Annotated in this window: 20 protein-coding genes; 11 read left to right on the plus strand and 9 right to left on the minus strand. The window is 55.7% G+C overall.

Going from position 1 to position 25,802, the window contains the following annotated elements:
* Window positions 1-168 precede the first annotated feature (168 nt).
* The 3 genes from G438_RS12585 to G438_RS0100680 all read left to right on the plus strand — a co-directional run bounded on the left by G438_RS12585 (window position 169) and on the right by G438_RS0100680 (window position 4,405).
* Window positions 169-2,373, plus strand: coding sequence for a PfkB family carbohydrate kinase (locus tag G438_RS12585; protein ID WP_240470943.1), 2,205 nt, complete (start codon window positions 169-171; stop codon window positions 2,371-2,373).
* A 25-nt stretch (window positions 2,374-2,398) separates the two neighbouring features.
* Window positions 2,399-3,181, plus strand: coding sequence for a MerR family transcriptional regulator (locus tag G438_RS0100675; protein WP_051259159.1), 783 nt, complete (start codon window positions 2,399-2,401; stop codon window positions 3,179-3,181).
* Between the two features lie 126 nt (window positions 3,182-3,307).
* Window positions 3,308-4,405: a Fic family protein gene (locus G438_RS0100680; protein ID WP_026459727.1), complete on the plus strand. Its 1,098-nt coding sequence runs from the start codon at window positions 3,308-3,310 to the stop codon at window positions 4,403-4,405.
* Window positions 4,406-4,645: 240 nt separating this feature from the next.
* On the opposite strand, the gene trxB is transcribed toward G438_RS0100680, so the two are convergent.
* The 4 genes from trxB to G438_RS0100700 all read right to left on the minus strand — a co-directional run bounded on the left by trxB (window position 4,646) and on the right by G438_RS0100700 (window position 11,423).
* A complete protein-coding gene (gene trxB, locus G438_RS10115; protein WP_034284545.1) occupies window positions 4,646-5,578 on the minus strand; it encodes a thioredoxin-disulfide reductase in 933 nt (310 codons plus the stop codon).
* Window positions 5,579-5,612: 34 nt separating this feature from the next.
* Complete coding sequence (gene murJ / locus G438_RS12135; protein WP_084402909.1) at window positions 5,613-8,600, minus strand: murein biosynthesis integral membrane protein MurJ; 2,988 nt, start codon at window positions 8,598-8,600, stop codon at window positions 5,613-5,615.
* Window positions 8,593-10,827: a DUF6049 family protein gene (locus tag G438_RS0100695; RefSeq protein WP_026459729.1), complete on the minus strand. Its 2,235-nt coding sequence runs from the start codon at window positions 10,825-10,827 to the stop codon at window positions 8,593-8,595. Before G438_RS0100695 ends, murJ begins: the two co-directional genes overlap by 8 nt.
* 62 nt (window positions 10,828-10,889) lie before the next feature.
* Window positions 10,890-11,423 (minus strand): NUDIX hydrolase, encoded by a 534-nt coding sequence (locus tag G438_RS0100700; protein ID WP_026459730.1) that lies wholly within the window; start codon window positions 11,421-11,423, stop codon window positions 10,890-10,892.
* A 233-nt stretch (window positions 11,424-11,656) separates the two neighbouring features.
* On the opposite strand from G438_RS0100700, the gene G438_RS0100705 reads away from it, so the two are divergent.
* The 7 genes from G438_RS0100705 to G438_RS0100735 all read left to right on the plus strand — a co-directional run bounded on the left by G438_RS0100705 (window position 11,657) and on the right by G438_RS0100735 (window position 20,531).
* A complete protein-coding gene (locus G438_RS0100705) occupies window positions 11,657-13,168 on the plus strand; it encodes a CCA tRNA nucleotidyltransferase (protein WP_026459731.1) in 1,512 nt (503 codons plus the stop codon).
* Window positions 13,169-13,316: 148 nt separating this feature from the next.
* A complete protein-coding gene (locus tag G438_RS0100710; RefSeq protein ID WP_026459732.1) occupies window positions 13,317-14,135 on the plus strand; it encodes an ABC transporter ATP-binding protein in 819 nt (272 codons plus the stop codon).
* Window positions 14,132-14,782 (plus strand): ABC transporter permease, encoded by a 651-nt coding sequence (locus G438_RS0100715; RefSeq protein WP_026459733.1) that lies wholly within the window; start codon window positions 14,132-14,134, stop codon window positions 14,780-14,782. The genes G438_RS0100710 and G438_RS0100715 overlap by 4 nt, the downstream gene beginning before the upstream one ends.
* The gene (locus G438_RS0100720; protein ID WP_026459734.1) at window positions 14,779-15,447 is read left to right on the plus strand and encodes an ABC transporter permease; all 669 of its coding nucleotides are present in this window, start codon (window positions 14,779-14,781) and stop codon (window positions 15,445-15,447) included. Before G438_RS0100715 ends, G438_RS0100720 begins: the two co-directional genes overlap by 4 nt.
* Window positions 15,448-15,462: 15 nt before the next feature.
* The gene (locus G438_RS0100725; RefSeq protein ID WP_026459735.1) at window positions 15,463-16,380 is read left to right on the plus strand and encodes an ABC transporter substrate-binding protein; all 918 of its coding nucleotides are present in this window, start codon (window positions 15,463-15,465) and stop codon (window positions 16,378-16,380) included.
* Window positions 16,381-16,542: 162 nt separating this feature from the next.
* Window positions 16,543-18,012, plus strand: coding sequence for an NADP-dependent phosphogluconate dehydrogenase (gene gndA, locus G438_RS0100730; RefSeq protein ID WP_026459736.1), 1,470 nt, complete (start codon window positions 16,543-16,545; stop codon window positions 18,010-18,012).
* Window positions 18,013-18,119: 107 nt separating this feature from the next.
* Window positions 18,120-20,531, plus strand: coding sequence for a transglycosylase domain-containing protein (locus tag G438_RS0100735; protein ID WP_240470944.1), 2,412 nt, complete (start codon window positions 18,120-18,122; stop codon window positions 20,529-20,531).
* 89 nt (window positions 20,532-20,620) lie between these two features.
* On the opposite strand, the gene rplI is transcribed toward G438_RS0100735, so the two are convergent.
* The 5 genes from rplI to G438_RS0100760 all read right to left on the minus strand — a co-directional run bounded on the left by rplI (window position 20,621) and on the right by G438_RS0100760 (window position 23,916).
* Complete coding sequence (rplI, locus tag G438_RS0100740) at window positions 20,621-21,076, minus strand: 50S ribosomal protein L9 (protein ID WP_026459738.1); 456 nt, start codon at window positions 21,074-21,076, stop codon at window positions 20,621-20,623.
* 25 nt (window positions 21,077-21,101) lie between these two features.
* The gene (gene rpsR / locus G438_RS0100745; protein WP_026459739.1) at window positions 21,102-21,344 is read right to left on the minus strand and encodes a 30S ribosomal protein S18; all 243 of its coding nucleotides are present in this window, start codon (window positions 21,342-21,344) and stop codon (window positions 21,102-21,104) included.
* A gap of 99 nt (window positions 21,345-21,443) precedes the next feature.
* The gene (locus tag G438_RS0100750) at window positions 21,444-22,010 is read right to left on the minus strand and encodes a single-stranded DNA-binding protein (protein WP_026459740.1); all 567 of its coding nucleotides are present in this window, start codon (window positions 22,008-22,010) and stop codon (window positions 21,444-21,446) included.
* A 53-nt stretch (window positions 22,011-22,063) separates the two neighbouring features.
* On the minus strand, window positions 22,064-22,354 hold the full coding sequence (rpsF, locus tag G438_RS0100755) for a 30S ribosomal protein S6 (protein ID WP_026459741.1): 291 nt from the start codon (window positions 22,352-22,354) through the stop codon (window positions 22,064-22,066).
* A 221-nt stretch (window positions 22,355-22,575) separates the two neighbouring features.
* Window positions 22,576-23,916, minus strand: coding sequence for an MATE family efflux transporter (locus G438_RS0100760; protein WP_240470945.1), 1,341 nt, complete (start codon window positions 23,914-23,916; stop codon window positions 22,576-22,578).
* Between the two features lie 431 nt (window positions 23,917-24,347).
* Between G438_RS0100760 and dnaB the strand changes: the two genes are divergently transcribed.
* Window positions 24,348-25,691, plus strand: coding sequence for a replicative DNA helicase (gene dnaB, locus G438_RS0100765; protein ID WP_026459743.1), 1,344 nt, complete (start codon window positions 24,348-24,350; stop codon window positions 25,689-25,691).
* Window positions 25,692-25,802: the final 111 nt, after the last annotated feature.

A 25,802-nucleotide genomic window follows, 5' to 3' on the forward strand; every position in this document is an offset into this window, starting at 1 on the left:
GCTGCCCACACGGGCAGTGCTCCATTATCTGAAAAGGTCGCGCGACGAGTAGTGCCACACGACTAAAGACATTTTGCCACTTTTTGACCTATATGTGCGACAGGCAACTCCGATCAGCCGCTGAGTTGACGACTTGCGTAATGGACCAGCTGCGGGCACAGTACATTTGTGGATACCTCGACACATAGTGATCGTTCAGTAGGCACCGGAGCCGACGAGCGACATACGCACCGCCATTTTTCTCGTGCACGCGCAGCACTGCTGGGCCTGGCCTTAGGGGACGCACTGGGGATGCCTACTCAGTGCCTCAGCCCAGCGCAAATCCGCGCGACCTACGGGCGGGTGGAAGGCCTCGTCAATGCCGCCGCAGACCAACCTATCGCACCGTCAATGCCTGCGGGTTCGATCACGGACGATACCGAACAGGCACTCCTTTTGGCTATGCAGCTTATCCGCGGCGGCGGACATATTCGTGCTGATGAATTCGCAGCAGATCTGCTCGCGTGGGAGGACGAGATGCGTGCGCGTGGATCGCTTGACTTGCTGGGACCCTCAACAAAACGCGCGCTGGATGAGTTACAAGCTGGTGCGCCTCTCGGGTCCACCGGGACAACAAGCACCACCAATGGTGCGGCCATGCGTGTGACGCCCGTTGGGATTGCATGTTCGACGCAGTCTACCGATGACTTCCGCCGTATGGTTGAGCAGTCCTGCATGGTGACGCACCATACGATTCATGGTTTTCAGTCGGCCGCGCTGGTCGCTGCAGCGGTTTCGCTGGGGATCGACGGATGCGACGTGCGGCAGGCGATACGAGGCGCACTGGAGTATGCGGAGACACTGGGTGATTTTGGCGCGTGGAATCCGCCCGCTAGCGTACTGGCACGTGCCCGCTGCGCCGTTGCCCATGCCAGCGTGCTTACCGAAACACAAGCTACTTTGACCACCATTGAACGTTGGATTATTGACGAGGTTGGTACGTCAGTGGAAGCTAATGAAGCGGTCCCCGCTGCGCTGTCACTGGCCTATATATTTGCCGATCAACCGTACGAGGCGTTGCTGATGGCTGCCAATATTGGTGGAGACACCGATACGATCGCGGCAATCGCCGGTGCGATTTTAGGCGCTTGTTGTGGCCTTGAGGTATTTCCTGCCGAAGATATCGATCGCCTGCTTCGTGTGAATGATATAGATATTGACACTGTTGCGCGGCACCTCCTTGCATTGCGCGGTCAGTACACCACACATGGTGGACAGGTGGTGGCGGATGCTGGTTGGGCGCTGCAGTGCAGTGCAGTGCTGCCTGGTGGCGCGTCTTTGCCGGATGGGGAGACAGTGACCAGCCCGAAATACCTGCCCGGTGCGAAAGCTGTGTCCACTGAGGTCACCCAAGCACGGCCTCGGGTCCTTCACTTGGGGCAAGTGATTGTCGACCTCACGATGCGCGTCCCTCACCTACCTACCCCAGGTGGGGACGTATTCGCAACCGAGAATGCCATCAGCGTCGGCGGAGGATTCAATACGCTGGCAGCGATCCGTCGCATGGGAGTCGAGGCCCACTATCTGGGTGCCATTGGCTGCGGTCCAATGGCAAATGCCGCCCGCGATGCGATGACGAAGATCGGTGTGCTCATTGATGGACCGCAACTGCCCAATATGGACACAGGCTACTGCGTCGCTGTGACGGAAGCCAATGGTGAACGCAGCTTTCTTTCCACACGCGGTGCGGAAACATACCTGCCTGATGGCGCCTACGACGACCTTGAGGTACGCGACGGCGACGTGGTCTACCTTTCAGGCTATTCGCTGTGCCAAGCCGATGGGATGCAGGCATTGCTTGACTTTTTCGCCCGCCACCAATGCGATGGTCCCAAAGGAGGACTGCGCGCAGTATTCGATGTATCGCCGATGGTTGAGGCGATAGAAATGCCCATTATGGAAGCCGTGGCGCGTCTACATCCTTTGTGGTCACTGAATGAACGCGAAGCAGGGATCCTCGCGCGACGCCTCGGTGTTGACGCTGATCAGCACCTTCCCACATTGTCGTCCATGCTGAGTAAGCGTCTCGAGGCGCCGGTACTTCTCAGGGCGGGTGCAGCCGGAGCGTGGCTGAGTAGCCCCGCAAGTGCCTTTAGTGACGCTATTGACGAACTTCACGTACCGACGCCGACCGTTCATGTGGTTGATACCAATGGTGCAGGTGATGCACATGCAGGTGTCCTGTGTGCTGCCCTTGCTGAAGGGATTGCCCTTGCAGAGGCACTCCTACTGGCAAACTGTGCTGGGGCACTCGCGGTCACCCAATTTGGTCCCGCGACATGTCCAGAAAGGAAAGATATCGAGGCGGCGGCGCGTCAATGTGAAGCAATTTGACCTGACGTAACGTGAGGTTTCTAGTGTGAAATCTGTGAACGAGGGCAAGGAGCTGAGCGTCGGAGAGGTTGCCAACCTTTTCGGCTTGACTGTGCGCACATTGCACCACTGGGATGATATCCACCTAGTGTGTCCCAGATGGCGAAGTGCCAGTAACGCCCGCCTATATACACGCCAAGAAATCGAAAGAATACAACACGTGCTGACCTACCGAGCAGCAGGTTTTAGCTTGGATGCTATCAAGGAGTTGCTTGATGACACTCAGCTTGATCGTGCAACACACTTTCGCAGGCAGAGGGAACTCCTCGTTCATCGACAGGAAATACTCGCAAGCATGATTCACGCTTTGGACATGCTCAGTGAAGAGGAGACACGTATGACGCTCGACCATATTGATCAGCGATGGGGCCAAGAATTCGAGGCCGAGGCCAAGCAACGTTGGGGACATACTGAGGATTGGGCCGCCTCGGCACGCGCCAAGGAGGCAATGACCCCGAAGCAATGGCAATCATTGCAGGCCACGACCGACGATCTGGAACGACGTCTCACTCAAGCGGTGAATGACGGTATTGCATCCGATTCAGCGCAGGCGATGGCATTGGCTGAAGAACAACGCCTTGTGCTTAGTACGTGGTTCCCTATGACCCACAGTAAACACTGCCTGGTGGGGCGTGGTTACACTGAAGATCCGCGTTTTCAACAGTATTACGAACGGCGTGCTCAAGGGCTTGCTGTGTGGTTGCGTGCGGCCATTGAGGCTAATGCGCGCGCGCATGGTGTCGACCCTGAGAATGCTCAGTGGGTGTGAAATACCAATATGTACGCTTCGTGTACACATTGAGTCGATATGTACGAATGAGGTATTAAATCGTACATATCAATCGTTATGTGTTTATATCGTCAATGTATTTGTGTATATAGGTATAGTTGCTGTATGTGGATTACGCCTGAGAAGCCTTATCAGGAGCTGCCTGCACTCCCTCCGGCCACCGACGTTGAGAGTCCCGCAGTCCTCAAAGCTGTTATCGCAGCAAGTCGAAGCGTATCGGCTTTAGATGCTGCGTGCCGCCGTCTCCCTGATCCCACAATGCTGATTAATGCGATACCGCTGCTTGAGGCACAAGCATCAAGCGAAATTGAGAACATCGTGACGACAAACGATGAATTATTCCGAGCAGCACACCATGCGCTGGGACAGGCTGCAACACCAGCAGCAAAAGAAGCGCTTCGCTATAGAACAGCCCTACGTGTTGGTTCCGAGTCAATTGAAGAACGTCCATTACGAGTGCGTACAGCTGTGGAAGTATGTTCTACGCTTCTTGGCTACTCGGTAAGTGTTCGCGATAAGGAAGGTACTTACATCGGTAATCCAGCTACCCGCGAGATTATCTACACTCCGCCCACGGGAACTGATGTGCTCAATGAACACCTTATTCATTGGGAGACATTTCTTCACGCGGATCATGGAATCGATCCACTTGTGATGATGGCCTTACAGCACTACCAATTTGAGGCGATACATCCATTTCCTGATGCCAATGGACGAACTGGACGTATCATCAACCTTCTGTTCCTCAAAGAAAAAGGACTGCTGAACTATCCTGTTCTTTATTTATCTGGGTATATTGTGCGCAACAAGCGTGATTACTACCGTCTCTTACGGGCAGTGACCGAAAAAGACGAATGGGAACCGTGGCTACTGTTTATGATTAGGGGCTGCGACCTAATGGCACAGTGGACACTTCACCTCATTGAAAAGATAGTCGCGCTACAAGAATGCATCGAAAACAGGATACGTGAAACTATTCCACGTGCCCCCGCGGCGGAACTTGCACGCCTTCTGTTTACGCAGCCATATATCAGAATCGACGACGTCGTTGCTGCCAACCTCGCACAGCGGGCGACAGCATCAACGTGGTTACGAGCGTTGTCCGACGAGCAAATTGTCGCGACTGAACGGATAGGGCGAAGCAAGATATTTATTAACTACACACTGTTGGAGTCGTTATTCGCCGCACCGCTTGCCAACTAAATATGTACGCTTCGTGTACACATTGAGTTGATATGTACGAATGAGGTATTAAATCGTACATATCAGACAAATAGGGGGAACCTACTGCGGGTATCTCAACAAATATGAATCTGGCTCACGAAACGCAAAAATCACAATCAAATCGTTTGACGTGCGTTTCCTGAGCCAGATTCGTGGGGAGGGCATGCTGAGGGGCTCACATGTGGCGACCCACTGCCCTAAGGCAATACCTCAAGTACCTTAGTGACCCTGAGTGGCGAGCCAACGTTCAGCATCAAGGGCTGCGCGGCATCCGGAGCCTGCGGCCGTAATTGCCTGACGGTAGGTGTGGTCGACCACATCACCACAGGCAAAAACACCGGGCACACCTGTATAAGTGGATGGCTCTTCAACAATGACATAGCCCGCCTGGTCAAGACGAAGCTGGTCAGCCAACAAATTCGTGCGCGGTAAGTGGCCGATCGCCACAAAAACACCATCGCAGGCAAGGTCGCGTTCACTACCGTCAACCGTTGACGTCAGCCGGACTCCTTCAACGGAAGCAGAACCCAGTACCTGAGAGACCACACTATTCCACACAAATTCGATCTTCGGGTCAGCCTCAGCGCGTTCAATCATCGCCCGAGATGCCCGCAACTGGTCACGGCGGTGAACAATGGTCACCTTCGAGGCAAACTTCGTGAGGAAGGTCGCCTCCTCCATCGCCGAATCGCCACCTCCGACAACCACTAAGTGCTTGTCACGGAAGAAGAAACCGTCACAGGTAGCGCAGTACGATACGCCACGACCCGAAAGTATCTCTTCTCCAGGAACGTTGAGTTTACGGTACTCCGAACCCGTCGCTACGATCACCGAACGCGCGTGAAGTATCTGGTCGTCAATGGTGACCGTCTTAACCTCACCCTCAAGGGACAGGGCAGTGGCATCTTCAAAACGCACATCGGCACCGAATTTCTCTGCTTGGGCACGCATCTGTTCCATCAAATCTGGTCCCTGCACACCATCAGGAAAACCCGGGAAATTCTCAACCTCAGTGGTGGTCATAAGCGCACCACCAGCAGCTAAGGCACCTGCAACTACAACAGGTTTCAAACCGGCACGTGCCGTGTAGATGGCGGCAGTGTAACCAGCGGGGCCGGAACCAACGATGACAACATCATGTACAGCAGTCATAAGTAATATTTCACTCCTTTATTCAAGCTTGACCCTATTGGATCGTCGCTTCATATACCTTTGCCCTCAGTAATCCTTCACTGGTCGGCATCGTTGTGAACGATACTGCCACAAGATCCGTTTGAGTGCCTTCTGGGAAGGTAAAGGTCACTTCCGGCCCAAGAGTGAATGTGCCAACTTCTGTACCTTGGCGAGGATCATCTGCATTGCCGATACGCACAAGTGCTTCACCCCCTGTTGTGGATGATTCCATCTGCAGGGTCAGTGATGTGACAGTTGAGACCTGTTCAAGAGTAAAGACCATTGTCACCGTCTGGTCTTCAGCAAAGGAGTTGTAGTCATAAGAACGGGAACGCCAAAACGTGGTGGGGTCCCCGTCGATCAGGAGGCCAGCATCATCAGGGAAGTCACCACTGCCTCGCCACGACAAAATTGACGCACCCGTGACCACGGGGGCAACGACCGGGCTAGTCTCTGGTTCAGATGGCTGCTCAGGGCTTTGCTGCTGCAAGGTATTGCCCAAAGGCTCATGGCTTGGTGACAGCCCATCCAACAATGACCTATTGCCCACGGGTGACAGCGCCGTCATCACAGCCCACACGAGTGCGAGCACCACGACCGCGACGATCGCGATTAACACCGGCTTTGACGGGTCAAAATGCGTAGGTTCGCTGCGGCGTGCCACCTCAATATCAGCGGTGTCCACACCACTTTGCTGCGCGGCAGTATCGGCTGGTGGAAGCGGTACGTCATCAGGCACAGGCCCTGCGATAGGCGCAAAATAAGGCCGTGACGTATCGGTGAGTGCAGGACGTTCTGCAGTTTCGTCATTGAGTGGATCAATGATCGACTCAAAAGTGGGCGCCTCGGCTGTGGTCACAGGCATTCCGGTTGGCGGCGCACTCAGCGCCGAAATGTCCGCCGCAGATACGGTGCCGACTTTAGCCTGTTCTGCCTGCGGCAGTGACGCCTCATCTGCGCGTTGCTCCTGATTACTATCGCTTTCGTTGCTATTCGGGGATAACGCAATTCCAGCAGATTCATGTTCTGCTGCGGCCATGGCGCTCGCAGAGTCGGTATCCGCGCCGCCCTCGCCTACCGCATCAGGCCAGGTAAGTGCGGTGGACACGTCGGCCCCGGAAATCTCGCTGTCCCCATGGGGTAACGCGACGGCAGGTACCACTGGGACGCCAGTAGCGGGAATATGCGAGGGCAGCGTCGTCTCCGGGTCAGCATTCGGATCGCTGATCTTGCCGACAAATAAGGCGATTTCCGAGGCCACCGCCTTCTTTTCCGCAGACGCAAGCGCAGGTGCCTCCATCCATGCGCATAGTGCCTCAGGTAGGCGCAGCCGACGCATCATCGGGACAATAGACATGGCGGTTTCTTCCGGTGCGACGAGGCGTAGCACGAGAAGGAATACAGTGAGGACAACCAGCGAAACAACGGCAACCTTCCCAAAGGCGAGCGTTCCACGGATAAGGGTGGAATCACTCACCGTATCGACACCTAAGAGCCACAGGGCGAACCAGCCGGCGACACATGAAGCAAGGGCACATCCCAAAAGCAGCAGATAGGAGCGAATAATCTCGCGTGGACGCATATGCGGGTTGTGACGCGAAACCATTCGCAAACCGATAAACCCTTGGGTGATGCGACTGGCCGTCTCAGCCATGGCAGCGCCAACAACCCACCACGCAGCACCAGTGAGGAAGTACAGTGTCCACCCGATAATGATTTGAATACCTATCGGTATTAACATCATGCGGAAAACAGGGCGGGCATCCTCATGCGCATAAAAATATCGTTGACTCATCAGGATCATCGCCATCGTTGGCACACCCGGCATTAGTGCGACCAACACCCATGCGTAGGCGCGAATAACCTCAGGATGAGGATTTGGCATCACGACGACCTGCATAGTCGGAACAGACGCAGCAATCAGCATTGCCATCGCTATGGACGTCAACACGGTTGTTGTACGTAACCCCAGATGGAATTGCGTCGCTGCCGTACGTGCATCCCCATCAGCAGCGGCACCCGCAAGGCGCGTAAATACGGCCGTGGCAATCGACACTGATATCAGTGACTGTGGAAGCATCATGATCATAAAGGCAGTGGAATACGCGCTAATGCCCACAATTGGCGCATCATTGAGACGCCCCCACGTGTCAGCCAAGGCCGCCAAATTATTAGTCGACAACACCCCGAACTGACTGACACCAAGGGTTGCAAAGGTCCACGCAGCAACAGATGTTGCCTTCCCGAAAGATGTTCCTCGGAAATGAAAATCAGGTCGGAACTTGATGCCTGCACGTTTCATCGGCCACAGGAGGAACAAGGCTTGAGCAATGACACCAAGCGTTGCAGAGCCGCCGAGGAGCCAGAACTGCGCTGACGTGATCTCTGTGACATCAAAACGATCAGGAGACAAGCCCCAGAGGGCCAGGAAAAGACCAAGACCTGCGATACCGACAACGTTATTGACCACCGGAGCCCACATATAAGGCCCAAATACCCCATGCGCATTGAGAAGTTCGCCAAGCAGCTTATAGACGCCATAGAAGAAAATCTGAGGCAAACACAGAAGCGAAAATGCGATAGCTAGCGAACGAATCTGCGGGTCGTAACCTGCAGCGGTGATCAGCACCAATAGAGGCGCTGCAATAAGGACAATGACAGTGATGAGGAACAGGAAGGTTCCAGCTAATGTCAGCAGACGGTTGACATATACATCACCGGTTTTGCGTTTGAGTGCTGAAACAATCTGCGGCACAAGGAGAGCATCAAAGACACCAGAGGCAAGGATATTAAAAACAAGATTCGGCAGCGTATTGGCTGTTTGAAATGCAGCATTGACGCCACCAGCAGCAGCGCCAATCACCGCCAAAAGCATGGCATTGCGTACGAACCCAAGGATGCGTGAAACCAATGTTCCCGACGCCATGATGGCACTGGCACGCAATAAGGAGGTGCGCGCAGTAGGGATAAGCGACCCGGAGGTCGGTGTTTTTTCACTCATCCATTTCTCCATCTGTTGCCCCAGCTACGCGTCGTTTTCTGCGAAGCGACCGCACGATACCTAACACAAAGAGGATAGCGACCACACCAGCAGTGCCAGCGGTGACGGTGTCTTCCCATGTTGCGCGCAAACGGACATCAACCTTTGAACTCTCATCCAAGACCGTACCATCAGCAGTGCGCACAACATAGGTCACCGAAATATCGCCCGATCCGATCGCTTCAACCGGTACATCAACGGTGATGGCACCCGATTGTGGAATCGTCACCTGCGTTGAGGATGACACGCGTAGACGTGGATCTGAAGGATCCAGAGTCACCGTGACGTTAACGGGCCACGGTGACGTATTGCGTACACGCACCGGAAAATTCGCCTGCTTATTAATCACGTTGACTGTGTCTGACGGTTCAGCTTTCACAGCAGTGCGTAGCGTATCAAGGTCCTTGACGACGGTAGTAGTGCGCGAACTGCGGGTCGCCTCGTCAATACCTGCCGCCAAGGCAGCACTGATTCGGCCAGTGAGTACTACCTGTGCGTCGTCAGCATCTACCAAAGCATCACGGACTGGGAGGGCCGCCGTTTGTGCCTGGTCAAGTGCGACAAGTGACTGGTAATCCTGCTCGCTGAAAACGCCTTCAGCTACAGGTGTGCGCATGACATCAGTTGATTCAAGTGCAGCGAAGTCGGTGAGGGATGTCGGGCTCACCCATCGGGGTGACAGCAATGTCTGAAGGCGTTCAACGAGGTCACGGTCCACAGTTGTTGTGCGCGGTAGTGGCACAAAGACCGAACGCACTGTCAACGCTGAATTGCGTGACAGGAGCGTCGTGAGTGCCGTCAAGGTTTGATGCTGGTCAAAATGTTGGGAGGCCGACGTTGGCGCATATGCCACCAGGTCTACTACCTCACTGAGCGAGGACAGCACGGTGGTGGCGCCCACCGTGTCACGATCGGCACTTACCACTGATTGGCCTGAAGCGGGGTCAATTTGTACTCGAGAAGCTGCGATCACAGAGTCGTCACTTTGTGGACGAGCCTGGCCGGGTGGGGCAATCACCACATGAGAACCTGCTCGACTCAAAAGTCCCAACGACAGTGACGTATTTGGCCACAAGACTTGACTATTGACATCTGGAGCTGAAGCAATGCGGCTTGTGCTGGTAGTGCTTTCCTGTTCATTGAGGTAGTTGACGAAGGCGTTGAGGGGGGTCGCCAGGTCACGCCTTGTCGATTCCACATTGCTCCACAGTTGGGCGGAGGCGTGGGCGCCTACGACACCTGTATCTGCATCATGCAAAGGTAACGCGATGACGTTTTGCGCCGTGGACAATACCTGTATCCATGCGCTTTTCTCGTTGGAGGACAGGGATTCAGCTGACGCGGTTGCGGTATAGGCGTTGACTTGCGCAGTGCTTTGTGTCTCCTGGGTATTACTGGCAGTATCAATACTGCCCAGAGGGTCACTAATGGGATCAACGCGTGGAATAACGGCAGGATCAATGGCGATGGAAACACCAGCAAGGCGCGCTAAACTCATCATCGCTGAACGGGAATGATCGTCTTTAAATACGGTAGCAGGTTCATTTGCTGAGGTGGCAGCCACAGAGGTCAATGACATGGTCCACGGCAAGACGACACTGACTGACGTTTTGGCAACCTCAGAACCAGGGTCCCACAGGAGGAGGCTGCGATCGGCACCGCTGATCCCTTGACTGCTGACAGTCAGAGAAAGGCCACGTGCACCCCATTGGTTCGTATTCGTCAGGCGCAGTGTATCTGTGGGAATGGTGAAGGTGAATTCGCGGCTGGCATCTGCTTCGATGGTGTCAATCGTTGTCTGCCACGCTGTGACGCCAGCGTCGGCGGTGCCTTCGAGGTAGGCGTCGATATCAGCCAGTGCAGTCATCGCATAGGACTGGACGGCTACGGTGACCTGCGCCGACGTGAGGCGCGTTGTGGTGGTATTGGTGATTGTCGCAGTAAGGCTCACCTGCGTTTCTGTGGTGATCACGCTGGGATTTTGTCCTGTGATGCGCACAGCAATACCGTTGTCGAATTGGCCTTCGTTTGTCGCCAAGAGTGCTGGGGATACATCTTCGGTGGCGGCAGATGTCGTGGACGCAATTGCCGAGGCGGTGGCGCCGGTGACGGGTGAAGGAAGGGTCGAGGCGGTGGCAGCCAATGCCGATAGCGGCGCCGCGGACACAATGAGTACCAGCAGCAGCATAACAATGCGCGCCTGCCAGCGAGGTGCTGCGGGAAGGTGAGTGCATCGACGACAATACATGGTTAGTCCCGATAAAGAAGATCGAGAGCGATACCGACGATGCGCCGCTCATTGGGATATGCCAGGAGCCGTGATACGTCTTTCAGTGGAAGCCATGCGGCCTCTTCGGCTTCATGGTCAGGGTCGCCATCGACTGAGATTGTGCCGCCGTTATAGGCCATCAGGTAGTGATGGACGACTTTGTGAACGCGCCGGTCAGGGCTGGAAAACCAGTAGTCGATGGAGGCGAGGTGGCGAATAATCCGCCCTTGAATACCGGTTTCTTCACGGACTTCACGTAATGCAGCAGCTTCTGCTGTTTCGCCGACCTCTAAGTGGCCTTTCGGGAGACACCATTCCATGCGCCCTGTCCTATTACGTCGTGCAATCAGCGCAGCATAAGGAATACCGTCACGCACATCAACAACAATGCCACCAGCAGAGGTTTCTGAGGACACGGGTAGTGATGAGGTATGCGAATGGTAAGCCCGCGACGAGGTATGACGACGCGGGGGTCGAGGAACCCCTAGGCGACGGTCACGTTGGCGGGCAGACATGCCCCTAGTCTAGTTCGCGGCCGCCCACTTGCACGGATCATGGGACATTCAGGTGTGATTGCCTGCAACAATGCGCACGAAAATACCGCTGTGTTGATCTCAATAAGTGGTTCCTTCAGCCACACGGTTGGAGGCAAAGCAGGTAAACGTGGCACCCTAGTGAGACGATGACTACTGTGGAAACCTCAACAGGCGGCACCAACGCTGCAGACAACCGAAGCATCGCCACCTTGATGGCGAATGCGGCATCCACCTTTGCGCTTTTGCCACCAGATATCCTTAGGTTGGGTGAAATATTTGATGCTGCCGGTGAAGAAATTGCTCTAGTCGGTGGACCGGTGCGTGATGCCTTCCTTGGGGTAGTGCCACACGATTTTGACTTCGCGACCAGTGCACGGCCTGATCGTACCGAGGCGTTACTTGCCAAATGGGGTGAGACGACCTGGGATATCGGCAAAGAATTCGGCACCATCGGTTCACGTCTTGGCGATCTCATTGTTGAAGTGACCACGTACCGTACTGACGCATATGAGGTTGGAAGCCGCAAACCTGAGGTCCATTACGGTGACACCCTTGAGGGTGATCTCACGCGCCGTGATTTCACCGTTAACGCTATGGCAATGCGTTTACCTGCCATGGTCCTCGTCGATCCACATGACGGCCTCGTCGACCTTGCCGAATCACGTTTGCGTACCCCTGTCACTGCCGAACAGTCCTTTGACGACGATCCGTTGCGCATTATGCGAGCAGCACGTTTTGCTGCCCAGCTGGCTATCGACGTTGATGAAGATGTGATGAACGCGATGGAAGCGATGGCGTCTCGGCTCGAGATTGTGTCGGCCGAACGGATCCGCGCCGAATTAGAGCGCCTCATCACAAGTAACCACCCAAGGCGCGGCCTTGAACTGATGGTTCACACCGGTGTGGCAGATAAGGTCATTCCAGAACTGTCTGCCCTGCGTGACCTCGACGACGAACATCGGCGCCACAAGGACGTTTACGAACATACGTTGACCGTGCTTGAGCAGGCAATGGCGTTGGAAACGGATAAGGAAGGGCCCGTGCCGTGCCCAGATTTTGTGCTGCGTTTCGCTGCCCTCATGCACGACGTCGGTAAACCAGCGACACGGCGTTTTGAAGTGGACGGGTCTGTTTCTTTCCTTCACCACGAAAATGTTGGCGCGAAACTGGTGCGCAAACGCATGAAGGCACTACGGTTCGACAAAGCCACAACCGAAGCGGTGAGTCACCTCGTGGCATTACATATGCGTTTTTACGGGTATGGAACTAGCACATGGACAGATAGTGCTGTGCGCCGTTTCGTCACCGATGCGGGCGATCAACTGGAGCGGCTCTTACGGTTAACGCGTGCTGACTGCACGACACGAAACCGTCGCAAGGCCCTCTTCTTATCAGCAGCCATTGAAGACCTCGAAACACGTATCGTCGAATTGCGTGAAAAGGAAGCGCTTGACGCCATCCGCCCAGACCTTGACGGGGCTGAGGTGATGGAAATCCTGGGATTGAGGCCCTCCAAAGCCGTAAAGATGGCGCTTGACTACCTGCTTGCCTTGCGTATGGAGCATGGTCCGCTGGGACATGACGCGGCGAAAGAGGCGTTGCTGCGATGGTGGGCGTCGGACGAGGTGCGTGCCTTAGCGCAGGAATACCAAGCTCAACAAGCAATGTGGGAAGCGCAGGCGGCAGCTAAACGGTCAAAGAGAAAAGGCACTGCGTCGTCCTGACCCAGCTAAAAGACATTGTCCAACGGGCGCGCCACGATATGACGCGTTAGAGTTTCTAGTAACTACTGGCCGCGGAGTGGATGAGCGCATCCGTTTTCCAGCGGTTACGTCGTCGAAATCGTCACGCCAATACAGAAAAGAGGTGCGGATGATTCGTTTTGACAATGTGTATAAACGTTACGGTCACGGACATGTTGCTGTTGACGGGGTGACTCTTCAGGTTCCACAAGGATCAACGACCGTCCTTCTTGGCTCGTCAGGCTCAGGCAAAAGCACGCTTGTTCGCATGGTGAACCGCATGGTGGTTCCTGATAGTGGGCAGGTTTTTGTTGACGGAATCGATGTCGCAACCGTGGATCCAGTGCGCCTGCGCCGTTCCATCGGTTACGTGCTCCAAGAAGGTGGGTTGTTTCCCCATTGGACCGTAGTTGATAATATTGCGACGATTCCGCGCCTGGACAATATGCCCCCTGCTCAAGCGAGGGAGCGCGCCATGGAATTGATGGAACTTGTTGGCCTCGATACGAATCTGGCCAAACGCTACCCCGCGCAGCTTTCTGGTGGCCAACGCCAGCGTGTTGGGGTGGCGAGAGCCCTGGCAAATGAACCACAGGTTCTTTTGATGGATGAACCTTTCGGTGCCCTTGATCCGTTGGTACGTGCCGACCTCCAACGCGAGCTACGTCAACTTCAACACCAACTACACACCACCATCCTCTTTGTCACACATGACGTGGATGAAGCTTTCCTTCTGGGTGATCAGGTGGCAGTGATGCACCGCGGTTCGATCGCTCAAATGGGTACACCTACCCAACTCCTTGCCACACCCGACAGCCAATTTGTTGCTGACTTTATTGGCGCCACCTCTCACAGGAGACAACTACACACGGTCACGCACGCAGGTAAGGCGATTATCTGTGACGGCGACGGCAGGCCCGTTGGAACGCTGGATAGTCCACACTCATGAACTGGTTGATGCATAATTGGCTCACCATAGGCGCATTACTGAGCGCACACCTTTCACTGGTCGTGCCATCGTTGCTGTTGTCAGCCCTCATTGCAGTGCCCTTGGGCCGCTGGGCAGGTGAGGGTCGCAAAGGCAGCGGAGTGCTACTGCGTGCCCTATCACTCATGTATGCCATCCCGTCACTGCCGCTCCTTGTGACTGTGCCAATCATTATTGGAACGGGGCTGCGTTCACCCGTCAATATGGTGCTGGTGTTGACCATATACGGTGTCTCCATACTTGTAGGACACAGCGCAAAAGCCTTTTCCGCCTTACCTCACACAGTGTTGGAGGCAGCTGACGCCATTGGCATGACGCGCCTGCGCCGCTTCTTCACCGTGGAATTGCCGTTAGCGACACCAACGATCACAGCTGGCATGCGCGTATTGTCTGCCTCAACGGTGTCCTTGGTGACGGTAGGGGCTGTTATTGGCATTCAGTCGCTAGGGACTCTTTTTACCGACGGATTCCAACGGGGTATCACCATTGAAATAATCGCCGGGATTATCAGTACCGCGCTGCTGGCACTATTCCTTGACGTAATGCTGATCGCGGCCACTCACCTGGTGACCCCCTGGCGCCGAACAGAGAAAACGAGTGGCCAATGACGATCATTATCGACGCCATCGTGTGGATCGCCACAGCCTCGAATTGGACAGGAAGCGGCGGGATATGGGTACGACTCGCGCAACACCTCGCGGTAACGGCTGGAGTGGTGATACTCGCTTGCCTGATCGCGCTTCCAACAGGTCTGCTCATTGGGCACAGTCGGCGCGGAACAGTGATCATTCCCCTATGTGCTGGCGCAGCCCGGTCATTGCCCACCTTGGGTTTACTTACCCTATGTGGACTGTGGGTGGGCGTCGGCATTACCGCACCATTTCTTGCCTTACTTGTCCTCGCAATGCCACCGCTACTTGCAGGGGCCTACGCAGGCGTGGCATCGGTTGATCCGAAAGTTGTTGAGGCAGCCAGAGCGATCGGATTATCGCCCTGGCAGATCCTGCAGAAAGTGGAAATACCTCTGGCGATGCCGGTAATTATGGAGGGGATACGCTCAACGATCCTTCAGGTGGTTGCCACCGCCACCCTTGCTGCATACACCGCCGATGCGGGCCTTGGCCGTTTCCTCTTCACAGGACTCAAGACCCGCGACTGGCCGCAGATGTTGGCAGGAGCAATCCTCGTGGTCCTTCTTGCACTGTGTCTTGACGCACTCAGCCAGTATCTGCAGGACCGATACAGCCAGCGTCGACTCATTGCGACACGATAGCCCTAGGAGGGACCCATGCCTCGTCGCGCATTACTCACTACCTCGGTCACGGCCTTGATCGCAATCCCCATGCTTGCTGCCTGCGGTACCGCCGAGACACTCACTGCCGGAGAAGACGTACAGGACACGCTAGGCGCACCAACCATTGTTGTAGGTTCGCAGGACTACTACTCCAATGAAATCCTTGCCGAGGCGTACGCCACCGCTTTAGAAAACGCTGGATATTCGGTGAAGCGTGATCTTCGCATAGGTCAACGCGAGGTGTATATCAGCGAAATCAGTGCTGGAAAAATTGACCTACTACCCGAATACAGCGGGAATTTACTCCAGTACTTCGACGCCAATGCCACGCAACGAAGTGCCGAGGATGTATATGACGCCCTCACACGCGCCCTGCCTGAGGGGATGCGCGTATTAGCGCAAGCTGAGGCCAGTGACCAGGATTCCTACGTTGTGACAAAGGCCCTTGCCCAAGCGCATGGGCTGGAGACCATCGACGATCTTCGCCATCTTGATTCAGTGACACTTGGAGGTAACGCCGAACTGGAACAGCGCCCTTACGGGCCAGCTGGCTTACTTGCCACCTACGGTGTTGCAGTGAATTTCACACCCATTGAAGATTCCGGTGGTGCCCTCACTGTCAAAGCGTTGCGGGGCGGACAAATCCAATTGGCCAATATTTACTCAGCTGATCCTGTTCTGGCAGCTGGCGACCTTGTTGTTCTCAAAGACACGAAGAACCTTTTCTTGGCATCCCACGTTGTCCCTTTGGTTTCCGACAAGGTGGATGCTGGTGCTGCTGAAGTCATTAATCGGGTGTCAGCAGCGTTATCTGCCCAAGACCTTATTGACATGAATCAGCAATCTGTCAGTGAAGGGCTTCCGGCTGCTGCCGTCGCGCGCCAATGGCTTGAACGCGAAGGTGTGCTGTAAGGACAGGCGTGCCGTGAGGGAGGGATGCGCCCATCGTGGGCACCCATGACAGCCATGGGACTAGAGGCCTATGCTTAAAGGGTTGATAAAGTGCGCCCGCCCAGGCGCCGAAGAGCCAGCAGGCGTGCGCTGTCCCCAGCGCGCACCGGGAAGCGAATATCCATGACAGTCTTCACCCCCGCAATCGCCAGTGCCGACATCGGCGTCTACGGCCTTGGAGTCATGGGCGCCAACCTCGCCCGCAACCTCGCCCGCAATGGATACCGCACCGCCGTCTACAACCGGACACTGGCACGCACCGAGAAACTTATGGCCCTACACGGCACAGGCGATGAAGGTACCTTCGTGCCCGCTGACGACCTCGCTGATTTTGTGGCATCCCTGGCAAAGCCTCGTGTTGCCATCATCATGGTGCAGGCAGGCAGCGCCACCGACGCCGCTATGGAACAACTTGCCGCACTGATGGAAGAGGGCGACATCCTTGTTGACTGCGGCAACTCCTTATTCACCGACACTATTCGTCGCGAAAAATGGGCACGCGAACGCGGCCTTCACTTTGTCGGTGCCGGCGTTTCTGGTGGCGAAGAAGGCGCGCTATGGGGTCCATCCATCATGCCGGGCGGTACCGAAGAGTCATACCGGCGCCTCGGGCCCATGTTTGAAAAAATATCGGCACACCACGATGGCCAGCCCTGCTGCACACATGTGGGCGCTGACGGGGCCGGACACTTCGTCAAAATGGTGCACAACGGTATCGAATACGCGGATATGCAGGTCATTGCCGAGGCCTACGACCTTTTGCGCAACGGCCTGGGTGCTACACCAGCTGAGATAGCCGACATCTTTACCACGTGGAATGCGGGAGAACTTAACTCCTACCTCATTGAGATCACAGCTGAAGTTCTCCGGCAGGTAGACGCTGAGACAGGCATCCCCCTGGTTGACCTCATTGTGGATCGAGCCAGCCAAAAAGGCACCGGCAAATGGACAGTCCAAACCGCTCTTGACCTAGCAGTACCAGTAACTGGTATCGGCGAAGCCACCTTCGCGCGCGGTGCATCAGACTCCATGGTTCAACGTGAGGCAGCACGTACACTTGCAGGTGGCGACGTCGCATTACGTGTCGCTGATACTGAACGGGATGCCTTCGTTGAAGATGTCCGCCAAGCGCTTTTCGCCTCGAAGATTGTGGCTTACTCCCAGGGTTTCGACCTGATTACCGCTGGTGCCGTCGAATACGGGTGGCGTATCGACAAGGGGGCGCTCGCGGCCATTTGGCGACAGGGCTGCATTATCCGCGCCGCATTCCTGGACGACATCACCCGCGCCTATGCCGACGACGCTGAGCTTGCATTGTTGCTGGCTGCCGAGCCTTTCGCCTCTCGTATCCGTGACTGCGTACCTGCATTGCGCAGTGTCGTTGCCAAAGCGGCTCTCGCAGGTGTTCCAATCCCCGTATTCGCCTCGTCCCTGTCGTATTTCGACACCATCCGCGCCACCCGCCTACCCGCTGCGCTGATCCAGGGGCAGCGCGACTACTTCGGTTCGCATACCTATGGGCGTATTGACAAAGCTGGAACATTCCACACATTGTGGGCAGTTGCAACGCGCCCAGAAGAACAGTGGGACTGATCTCGGTAAGGCACGGATGCGGTACGTCGAATTGACCACAATTCGGGCGCATTTGGCACAGTCGTCCTAGTCTGGAAGGGAATGTCCCCGGCGAAAGGCCAGTAGACGTGCCCACTAGTGACGGAAATACACCGCGCCGATCGACCCGACGGGTCCCGCGTACCGCATCAGGTACCCCTATTCCCTCCCGCGCTGACCTCAATCGCAATGTACGCGGCTCGGATGCGTCATCTGCGTCGCGCGCATCTGGGCCGCCCACGCGGCGCAGCACCCGACGCGCGTCAGTCCCCTCATGGTCAGATGTGACCGGTACCCCCGAAGCTGAGGCTGCGCAGGCGTCGACAGCGAAAAATAACCCACCGAAGAAAAAAGGGTGGGGTCGGCGTATCGTCAAGGGCCTGATCGTCAGTTTCTTTGCGGTCATGGCCATTGGTGCTGCCGGATTTTTCTACCTCTACGCGCGTGCCGAGGTGCCCAGCCCTGACCAGTTCGCACTAGCACAAACAACGACAGTGTACTACCAGGATGGTACGACCGAAATGGGGACACTGTCGGAAATTAAACGCAATATTATCGATGCCCAAACGTTGCCGGATTATGTCTCTAAAGCAGTGGTGGCTTCGGAAGATCGAAGCTTTTACACCAATAGTGGTATTGATTTGAAAGGTATCGCTAGGGCACTGTTTACCAATATTACGACTGGTACCCGCCAAGGTGGTTCCACACTCACCCAACAGTATGTGGAGCGGTACTACATGGGAGAAACGCTGTCTTATTCAGGAAAACTGAAGGAAGCGATTCTCGCGTTGAAGATTAACCGTGAGCAAACCAAAGACGAAATCCTTGGCAACTACCTCAACACGATTTACTTTGGGCGTGGCACCTACGGTATCGAGGCAGCGTCACAGGCCTACTTTGGGCACAGTGCCGCGGAGCTTACGCTTTCCGAGGCGGCTCTGCTGGCAGGCATTATTCCCGCACCTTCCGCGTGGGATCCTGCCGTGGATCCTGAGCAGGCGCAGGCACGGTGGCAGCGGGTCCTTGATCTGATGGTGGAGGACCAGTGGATCACACAAGCGGATGCCGATGCCGCTGTTTTCCCAGAAACAAAAGACCCAGACACTATGACGTCGCGCACCTTCGCAGGTCCCAATGGATATTTGCTTCAGCAGGTGCGTGCAGAACTTATTGCCACCGGTGCGTTTACTGATGACCAGATTGACTCTGGTGGGTTGAAGATTATTTCTACCATTGACAAAGAAAAACAGGATGCCATCGTGGCCGCAGCCAATACGATGACCAGTGTGTCGGGTTGGGACCCTGCGACAATGTATACCGCGATCACCTCAGTGAACCCGCAAAATGGTGAGATCGTTGCTGAATATGGTGGTGCTGACTATCAGACACGCCAACAAAATGCGGCCACCCAAGATATTGCAGCAGCAGGTTCAACCTTCAAAGTATTTACGCTCCTTGCCCACGCTCGACAAGGTGGCTCTATGTACGACATCGTGGATGGTTCTTCGCCGATGACAGTGCCTGGACTGGCAAAACCCGTGGCCAATATCTACGGCGTGAGCTACGGAAATATCAACCTCATTAAGGCGATGCAAAATTCGGTCAACACCGCATTCGTTGACCTTAACCTTGAGGTCGGACCAGAAGCGACTATGCAGGCGGCTATTGACGCTGGGATACCAGAAGATACCAACGGTTTGGACGCCTCGGCACTCAATACCCTTGGTTTTGCCGCACCACACAACGTGGACTTAGCCGTCGCATATTCGACAGTAGCCAACGGTGGGTCACGCGTCGATGCGCATATCGTCCGCGAAGTTCTTTCTTCGTCGGGCGACAAGGTGTATACGACGCCAGTGGAAACCGTTGAAGCCTTCAGCAGTGAAGAAGTGTCGTCCATTATGCCCGCCCTTGAAGCCGTCACCGCTTCTGGTGGCACCGCCTCACAGGTGGCGTCAGCTCGCCTGGGTGTTGCCACAGCAGGCAAGACCGGCACATCAGAAGAGGCAAAATCAGCTCTATTTGTTGGCTTTACTCCTGACTTGGTGACTGCCGTATCGCAGTATGGTGTCGATGCCAATGGCAGTCCTATGGCGTTGCCCTCCATTGGTGGTCGTGATGGTTTCCATGGTGGTGACTGGCCGACGGATATTTGGGTGAGTTATATGACGTCCATTAAGCACACGCTCACACAAACGTCATTTGACTGGTACGTCGAACCTGAGGTCAGCCAATCGGAGTCAACAACCACCGAAGAACCTGCTCAAACTGAGGAACAACCAACTGAGCAGACAACACCAAGTGAGCAGTCTCAACCCGAGCAGACAACGCCAACAGAAACGACCACCCCCACTCAGCCTACGACGCCAACAGAGCCAGAGACACCTGGTACTCAGCAACCAGGTGATGGCAGTGGTACAGGTACCGATAGCGGTAGTACGGGTGGAACGGGGGGCAATTCCTCTGGTACCAACTCTTCAGGTGCAGGCACCGGAGGCTAGCGTCTCCGTGGACAAATATTGTGGCCCCCGGCTGATGCCGGGGGCCACAATTGAGTCAGTGTGCGATACAGCTGACAAAGGCAGGTGTGTCACTTAGCGGCGACAACACGAACTTTCAACTTGGCAACGACCTCGCTGTGCAGATTCACAGTGACGGTGTGCTCGCCCAGCTCCTTAATGGGAGTGGCGATCACGACGCGACGGCGGTCGATGGTCTGACCCAGGTCAGCTTTGACAGCCTCGGCAATCGCAGCGGTGGACACGGCGCCGAAGAGACGGTTGTTTGCACCCACCTTGCCCGAAACGGTGACAAAGGAGGCCTGCAGAGCGTCGCGCACAGCGCGAGCATCGTCGATGGAGGCAATCTCGCGCTTACGACGAGCAGCGTTCATCTGGTCGATCTGCTTTTGAGCCCCAGGGGTCCAGCGTGCTGCCAGTCCACGAGGCACCAGGTAGTTGCGTGCGTAGCCGTCTTTTACCTCAACGACCTGGCCAGCAGCACCAAGGTGCTCGACATCGTGGGTGAGGATGAGCTTGGTAGCCATATTTTTCCTTCCTTCCCAGTGCCGATCAGCGACCGGAGGATGAGTAGGGAAGCAGAGCCATTTCGCGTGCGTTCTTCACGGCGCGAGCAATACGACGCTGCTCCTGAACGGAGACACCGGTGACGCGGCGAGCACGAATCTTGCCGCGGTCCGAAATGAACTTACGCAGCAGAGCGGTGTCCTTGTAGTCGATGGATTCGATTTTGGCCGACTTCAGTGGGTTGGCCTTCTTCTTGATGGGCTTATTGCGAAGTTGAGGCTTCGCCATGATGTTCTCCTATGATCCGGACGAGCAATAGTCGTCCCAAGCGTGAAATAGTCAAGCGTTTCTACCGACACGGGTAAGGCGACGGGGCGCCTTACCTGATCAGAACGGCGGTTCGTCACCGAAGGAAGAAGCGCCACCCGGTGCGGGGGTGCTCCATGGGTCCTCCATTGAACCGCCTGCAGGTGCACCATAGCCACCTTGACTGTATCCACCCTGCTGCTGGCCGTAGCTGCCACGTTGTGCGGGTGCTTGGCCACCGTAGTTACCGCCACCTTGGCTGTATCCGCCTTGGGCGGGGGCCGAGGCGTTGCGCGTCACTTTCGCTTGTGCGCGACGCAGGGATGGGCCGACCTCGTCAACTTGAAGTTCAACGACGGTGCGACGTTCACCTTCGCGTGTCTCGTAGGACCGCTGGGTGAGCCTGCCTTGGACAATGACGCGCATTCCCTTACGGAGGCTTTCTGCGACATTGTCAGCCATTTCCCGCCAGCAGGAGCAGCGCATGAAGAGGGTTTCTCCGTCACGCCACTCGTTGGCCGCGCGGTCAAATGTGCGGGGGGTGGATGCCACCGTGAAGTCGGCGACCGCGGCCCCTGACTGCGTGAAACGCAACTCGGGATCATTGGTCAGGTTGCCGATGATCGTGATGACGGTTTCTCCGGCCATTGTCGGCTCCTCGGTGTGGGTTTTTCAGATGGAAATGATGCGAAGGCTCGTGCTCAGTGAGCGTCGGGGCGCAGGAGCTTGGTCCGCAGAATGGACTCGTTAATGCCCATCTGACGAGTGATTTCCTGAGCAACATCAGGGGTCGTGGTCATATTGATCACAACGTAGATGCCCTCGGAGTGCTTGGCAATGTCGTAGGCAAGGCGACGCTTGCCCCAAATATCGACGTTATCGACAGAGCCGCCACCAGCAGTAACGAGCTGCAGGAACTTGTCCATCGTGGGGGCGACGGTGCGTTCGTCGATCGTCGGATCGAGGATCACCATCAGTTCGTAGTTACGCACGTTAATACCCACCTCCTGTGGTCTACGCGGTCACGGGCTTTCCGTGACAGGAGGGTCATGCGTGGATACTGGCGTATCCATTGGACTGGCGCACGTAACGGTACGAGGACAGTCCAGCTCTCTACTCTAGTGCGTTGAGCCTACTACTGTCACCTTTCTACTGGCGGCCGGTGACGAGGTTTTGGCCACCTTCGGCCATTTTCTTCCCAATGTTTATTTCCTCACCGACGAGCTACGAGGCTGTGGCGGGGTGACCACCATGTGCGCCACGCATTGGTGAAGGCTCGAGCGCCGATATACACCAACGAATAGGCTAACCACGCTGCTGCGACCACGTAATGTGGTGCTGCACCCGCTTGGCGCCACCATTCAACGGCAGCGAGGGCAGGCAGAAGCAGGATGACGTGGACGATACCTACGGCAGCGAGATAGGTATTGTCGCCTGCTCCCAAGAGCACCCCGTCAAGGATAAAGACGACACTAGCCACAGGGATGCCGATACTGCTGGCGATAAGACCCCAGGTGGCGGCCTCGTGCATTGCTGGGTCCGATCCGAAGAGGAGTGGCAACCATGGGGCGGCGAGAGCTAAGACCAGGGCGACCAGGATGCCAAAGTACAGACCCCATTTGGTAAGGGTACGCAGCAGCTGGCGTGTCTGGTCGATTTGGCCCGCACCGAGTGCCTTACCGACCATTGCCTGTGCTGCGATGGCAAGTGCATCGAGGACGAAGGCTGCCAGTGTCCACAAAGTAAGGACAATCTGGTATCCCGCTAGGGGTGTCGTACCTGCTGCGGCGACCGGCCACAGCGTGGCCAGTCCCGCAATGCGTAACATAATGCCGCGTACGACAAGGGGTGCTCCCTGCTTTGCGGCGTGCCCAAGACCACTGCGACTGGGAAGTAACGACACGCCTTGGGTCCGGGAGGCTTTACCCAGGCGCCACGCAAGGTAGGTGGCCATTAATAGTTGAGTCACTGACGTTCCGATACCCGAACCTGCAACACCCCAAGACAGGCCATAAATAAAGAAGGCATTAGCGCACACATTGATCAGTGCACCTGCAGTGGTGACATACAGTGGCGTGCGCGTATCTTGCAGGCCGCGCAGTGTGCCAACGGCAGCCATGACAATAAACATGCCGACAAGGCCAGGAGTACTCGCCCACAGGTAGTGGAGCGCGTAGGGCGTTGCTTCAGTGCTCGCGCCTAGAGCGCGCACGAGGAGCGGCCCACTGAGTGCCACGATGGGCGCGACCATCACGCCGAGTCCAAGTGCGAGCCATATGGCGTCGACTCCGGCGCGTAACGCTTCGTCACTGCGTCCAGCCCCCAGAGCTCTGGCTGACAGTGCGGTAGTGGAGTAGGCCAGGAAGACGAAGAGGACAATGAGGGTATTGAGTATTTGTGATCCCAGTGAGAGGCCCGCAAGTTGAGCGGTGCCTAAGTGTCCAACCATCGCTGAATCGATAAGGGTGAATAGTGGTTCGGCGATGAGCGCACCCAAGGCTGGAATGGCGAGGGACAAGATTTTGTGGGCAAGGTTGTGCTGGGTGCGTGACATGGGCATGAGTGTGGCATATCTGTGGATAGAGGGCGAAAAATGGTCCAAAAACCGCAAAAAATCGCAACCCTCAAGCACAGATAGAAGGTTGATGTAGTGATGTAAATCACTTTTGCTGCAGAATATCCCCAGAAATATCCACAGGTTGTGAAGAAGAGAAAGTATTGAAATGCAGCGGAAAATCTGGCGTTCACACAGTGGAGTTGCGGCGAAAGTGAGGCTATGTCCCAAGGGCCTGTGGACAACACGCCGCGTTATCCACATTCTTTACACAACTATGTTCACATTGAGGTCGTCGCGCGCACGATAAAAAAACGATAACCTTCCTGGGCATGTATCTGCCGCACCAAAAGAAACGACGGTGCGCGTTGAGGGTGTGGCGCTGAAACGGTTGGGTGAATCACGTCATGCGTGGAGTGAATGGGGGACCGATGAGTGCCGATGACTTTGATCGCATACCTCCGCATGATGATGAAGCGGAAATGTCCGTCTTAGGCTCCATGATGCTGTCGCGTGAAGCGATTAACGAAGTTGCCGAAGAAATCTCCGCCGGTGACTACTACCAGCCAAAACACGCCACCATCCACGACACCATTATCGAACTTAATGGACGAGGCGAACCAGCTGATGCGGTCACCGTCGTAGGCGAACTTCAACGCAACGGCGAACTCACACGTATTGGTGGCGCCTCGTATATCCACACCCTCATTGCATCCGTACCCACAGCTGCCAACGCTGTGTACTACGCGCAAATCGTGCGTGAACGCGCTGTGCTGAGGCGCCTCGTCAGCGCAGGCACCCGTATCGTCCAATTAGGCTACGCCGAAGCAGGTGGCGATGTTGACGAAATCGTTGACCGTGCGCAAGCCGAGATTCACGCTGTTTCTGCTAGCCGTAACGCCACCGACTATGTACCTATCGGCGAAGTATCGGAGTCGCTCATCCAAGAGCTTGAAGCCATCGAACAAAACCGAGGCAAACTCCGGGGTGTCCCGACAGGCTTCGTGGAGCTTGATGAACTCACACAGGGGTTGCGTGCAGGCCAAATGATTATTGTGGCCGCGCGACCTGGCATGGGAAAATCTACCCTCGCGCTAGATTTTTGCAGATCCGCTTCGATTCGTCACGGTATTGCCAGCGTAATTTTCTCGTTGGAAATGAACCAGAACGAAATTGCTATGCGTATGCTGGCAGCTGAAGCCAGCATCAGTATGTCAAAGATGCAGCAAGGCAAAATGGAAGATCGTGACTGGAATAAACTGTCAAAAAAACTGGCTGATATCGAAAGCTCGCCACTCTTTATTGACGATTCCGCGAATCTGACGATCACTGAAATTGCCGCCAAATGTCGGCGCCTAAAAGAGCAACACAATCTAGGGCTGGTGGTGATTGACTACCTGCAGTTGATGACATCAGGCAAACAGGTGGAGTCTCGCCAACAAGAAGTATCAGCCCTGTCTCGCAGCTTAAAACTATTGGCAAAAAGTATCGAAGTGCCGGTGGTGGCCGTCGCGCAACTTAACCGTGGCCCTGAATCACGTACCGACAAAAAACCAATGATTGCTGACCTGCGCGAATCAGGATCCTTGGAGCAGGACGCCGACATCATTATTTTGCTGCATCGCCCCGAGTACTACAACAAAGAAGATCGTCCTGGTGAGGCAGACATTATGGTCGCCAAGCACCGCAATGGTGAGACACGCGTGATCCAAGCCCTCTTCCAAGGGCACTTGGCGCGCTTCGCCAATTACACCACCCGCGAAGAACCCATCTGACGTGCGTGTGGCGCCCTGCTGAAATGAGGTGCAGGACGTGTGCGGCGGGGTCGAATATGGATCGTGGCAGTGGGATGCGTGCTGTGTTGGAGTGCCTGCAAAATACAAGTG

Source organism: Schaalia suimastitidis DSM 15538 (assembly GCF_000429105.1).
In the GTDB taxonomy this organism is placed as follows: Bacteria; Actinomycetota; Actinomycetes; order Actinomycetales; family Actinomycetaceae; genus Pauljensenia; species Pauljensenia suimastitidis.

Bases quoted from the DNA above. Each gene is read 5' to 3' on its own strand.
- G438_RS0100710 (WP_026459732.1), top strand. From the start codon at position 13,317: ATGATTCGTTTTGACAATGTGTATAAACGTTACGGTCACGGACATGTT.
- dnaB (WP_026459743.1), top strand. From the start codon at position 24,348: ATGAGTGCCGATGACTTTGATCGCATACCTCCGCATGATGATGAAGCG.
- G438_RS0100700 (WP_026459730.1), bottom strand. From the start codon at position 11,423: ATGTCTGCCCGCCAACGTGACCGTCGCCTAGGGGTTCCTCGACCCCCG.
- G438_RS0100720 (WP_026459734.1), top strand. From the start codon at position 14,779: ATGACGATCATTATCGACGCCATCGTGTGGATCGCCACAGCCTCGAAT.
- G438_RS0100725 (WP_026459735.1), top strand. From the start codon at position 15,463: ATGCCTCGTCGCGCATTACTCACTACCTCGGTCACGGCCTTGATCGCA.
- murJ (WP_084402909.1), bottom strand. From the start codon at position 8,600: ATGAGTGAAAAAACACCGACCTCCGGGTCGCTTATCCCTACTGCGCGC.
- G438_RS0100750 (WP_026459740.1), bottom strand. From the start codon at position 22,010: ATGGCCGGAGAAACCGTCATCACGATCATCGGCAACCTGACCAATGAT.
- G438_RS0100695 (WP_026459729.1), bottom strand. From the start codon at position 10,827: ATGCTGCTGCTGGTACTCATTGTGTCCGCGGCGCCGCTATCGGCATTG.
- gndA (WP_026459736.1), top strand. From the start codon at position 16,543: ATGACAGTCTTCACCCCCGCAATCGCCAGTGCCGACATCGGCGTCTAC.
- G438_RS0100680 (WP_026459727.1), top strand. From the start codon at position 3,308: ATGTGGATTACGCCTGAGAAGCCTTATCAGGAGCTGCCTGCACTCCCT.
- G438_RS0100705 (WP_026459731.1), top strand. From the start codon at position 11,657: ATGGCGAATGCGGCATCCACCTTTGCGCTTTTGCCACCAGATATCCTT.
- rplI (WP_026459738.1), bottom strand. From the start codon at position 21,076: ATGGCTACCAAGCTCATCCTCACCCACGATGTCGAGCACCTTGGTGCT.
- trxB (WP_034284545.1), bottom strand. From the start codon at position 5,578: ATGACTGCTGTACATGATGTTGTCATCGTTGGTTCCGGCCCCGCTGGT.
- rpsR (WP_026459739.1), bottom strand. From the start codon at position 21,344: ATGGCGAAGCCTCAACTTCGCAATAAGCCCATCAAGAAGAAGGCCAAC.
- G438_RS0100760 (WP_240470945.1), bottom strand. From the start codon at position 23,916: ATGTCACGCACCCAGCACAACCTTGCCCACAAAATCTTGTCCCTCGCC.
- G438_RS0100715 (WP_026459733.1), top strand. From the start codon at position 14,132: ATGAACTGGTTGATGCATAATTGGCTCACCATAGGCGCATTACTGAGC.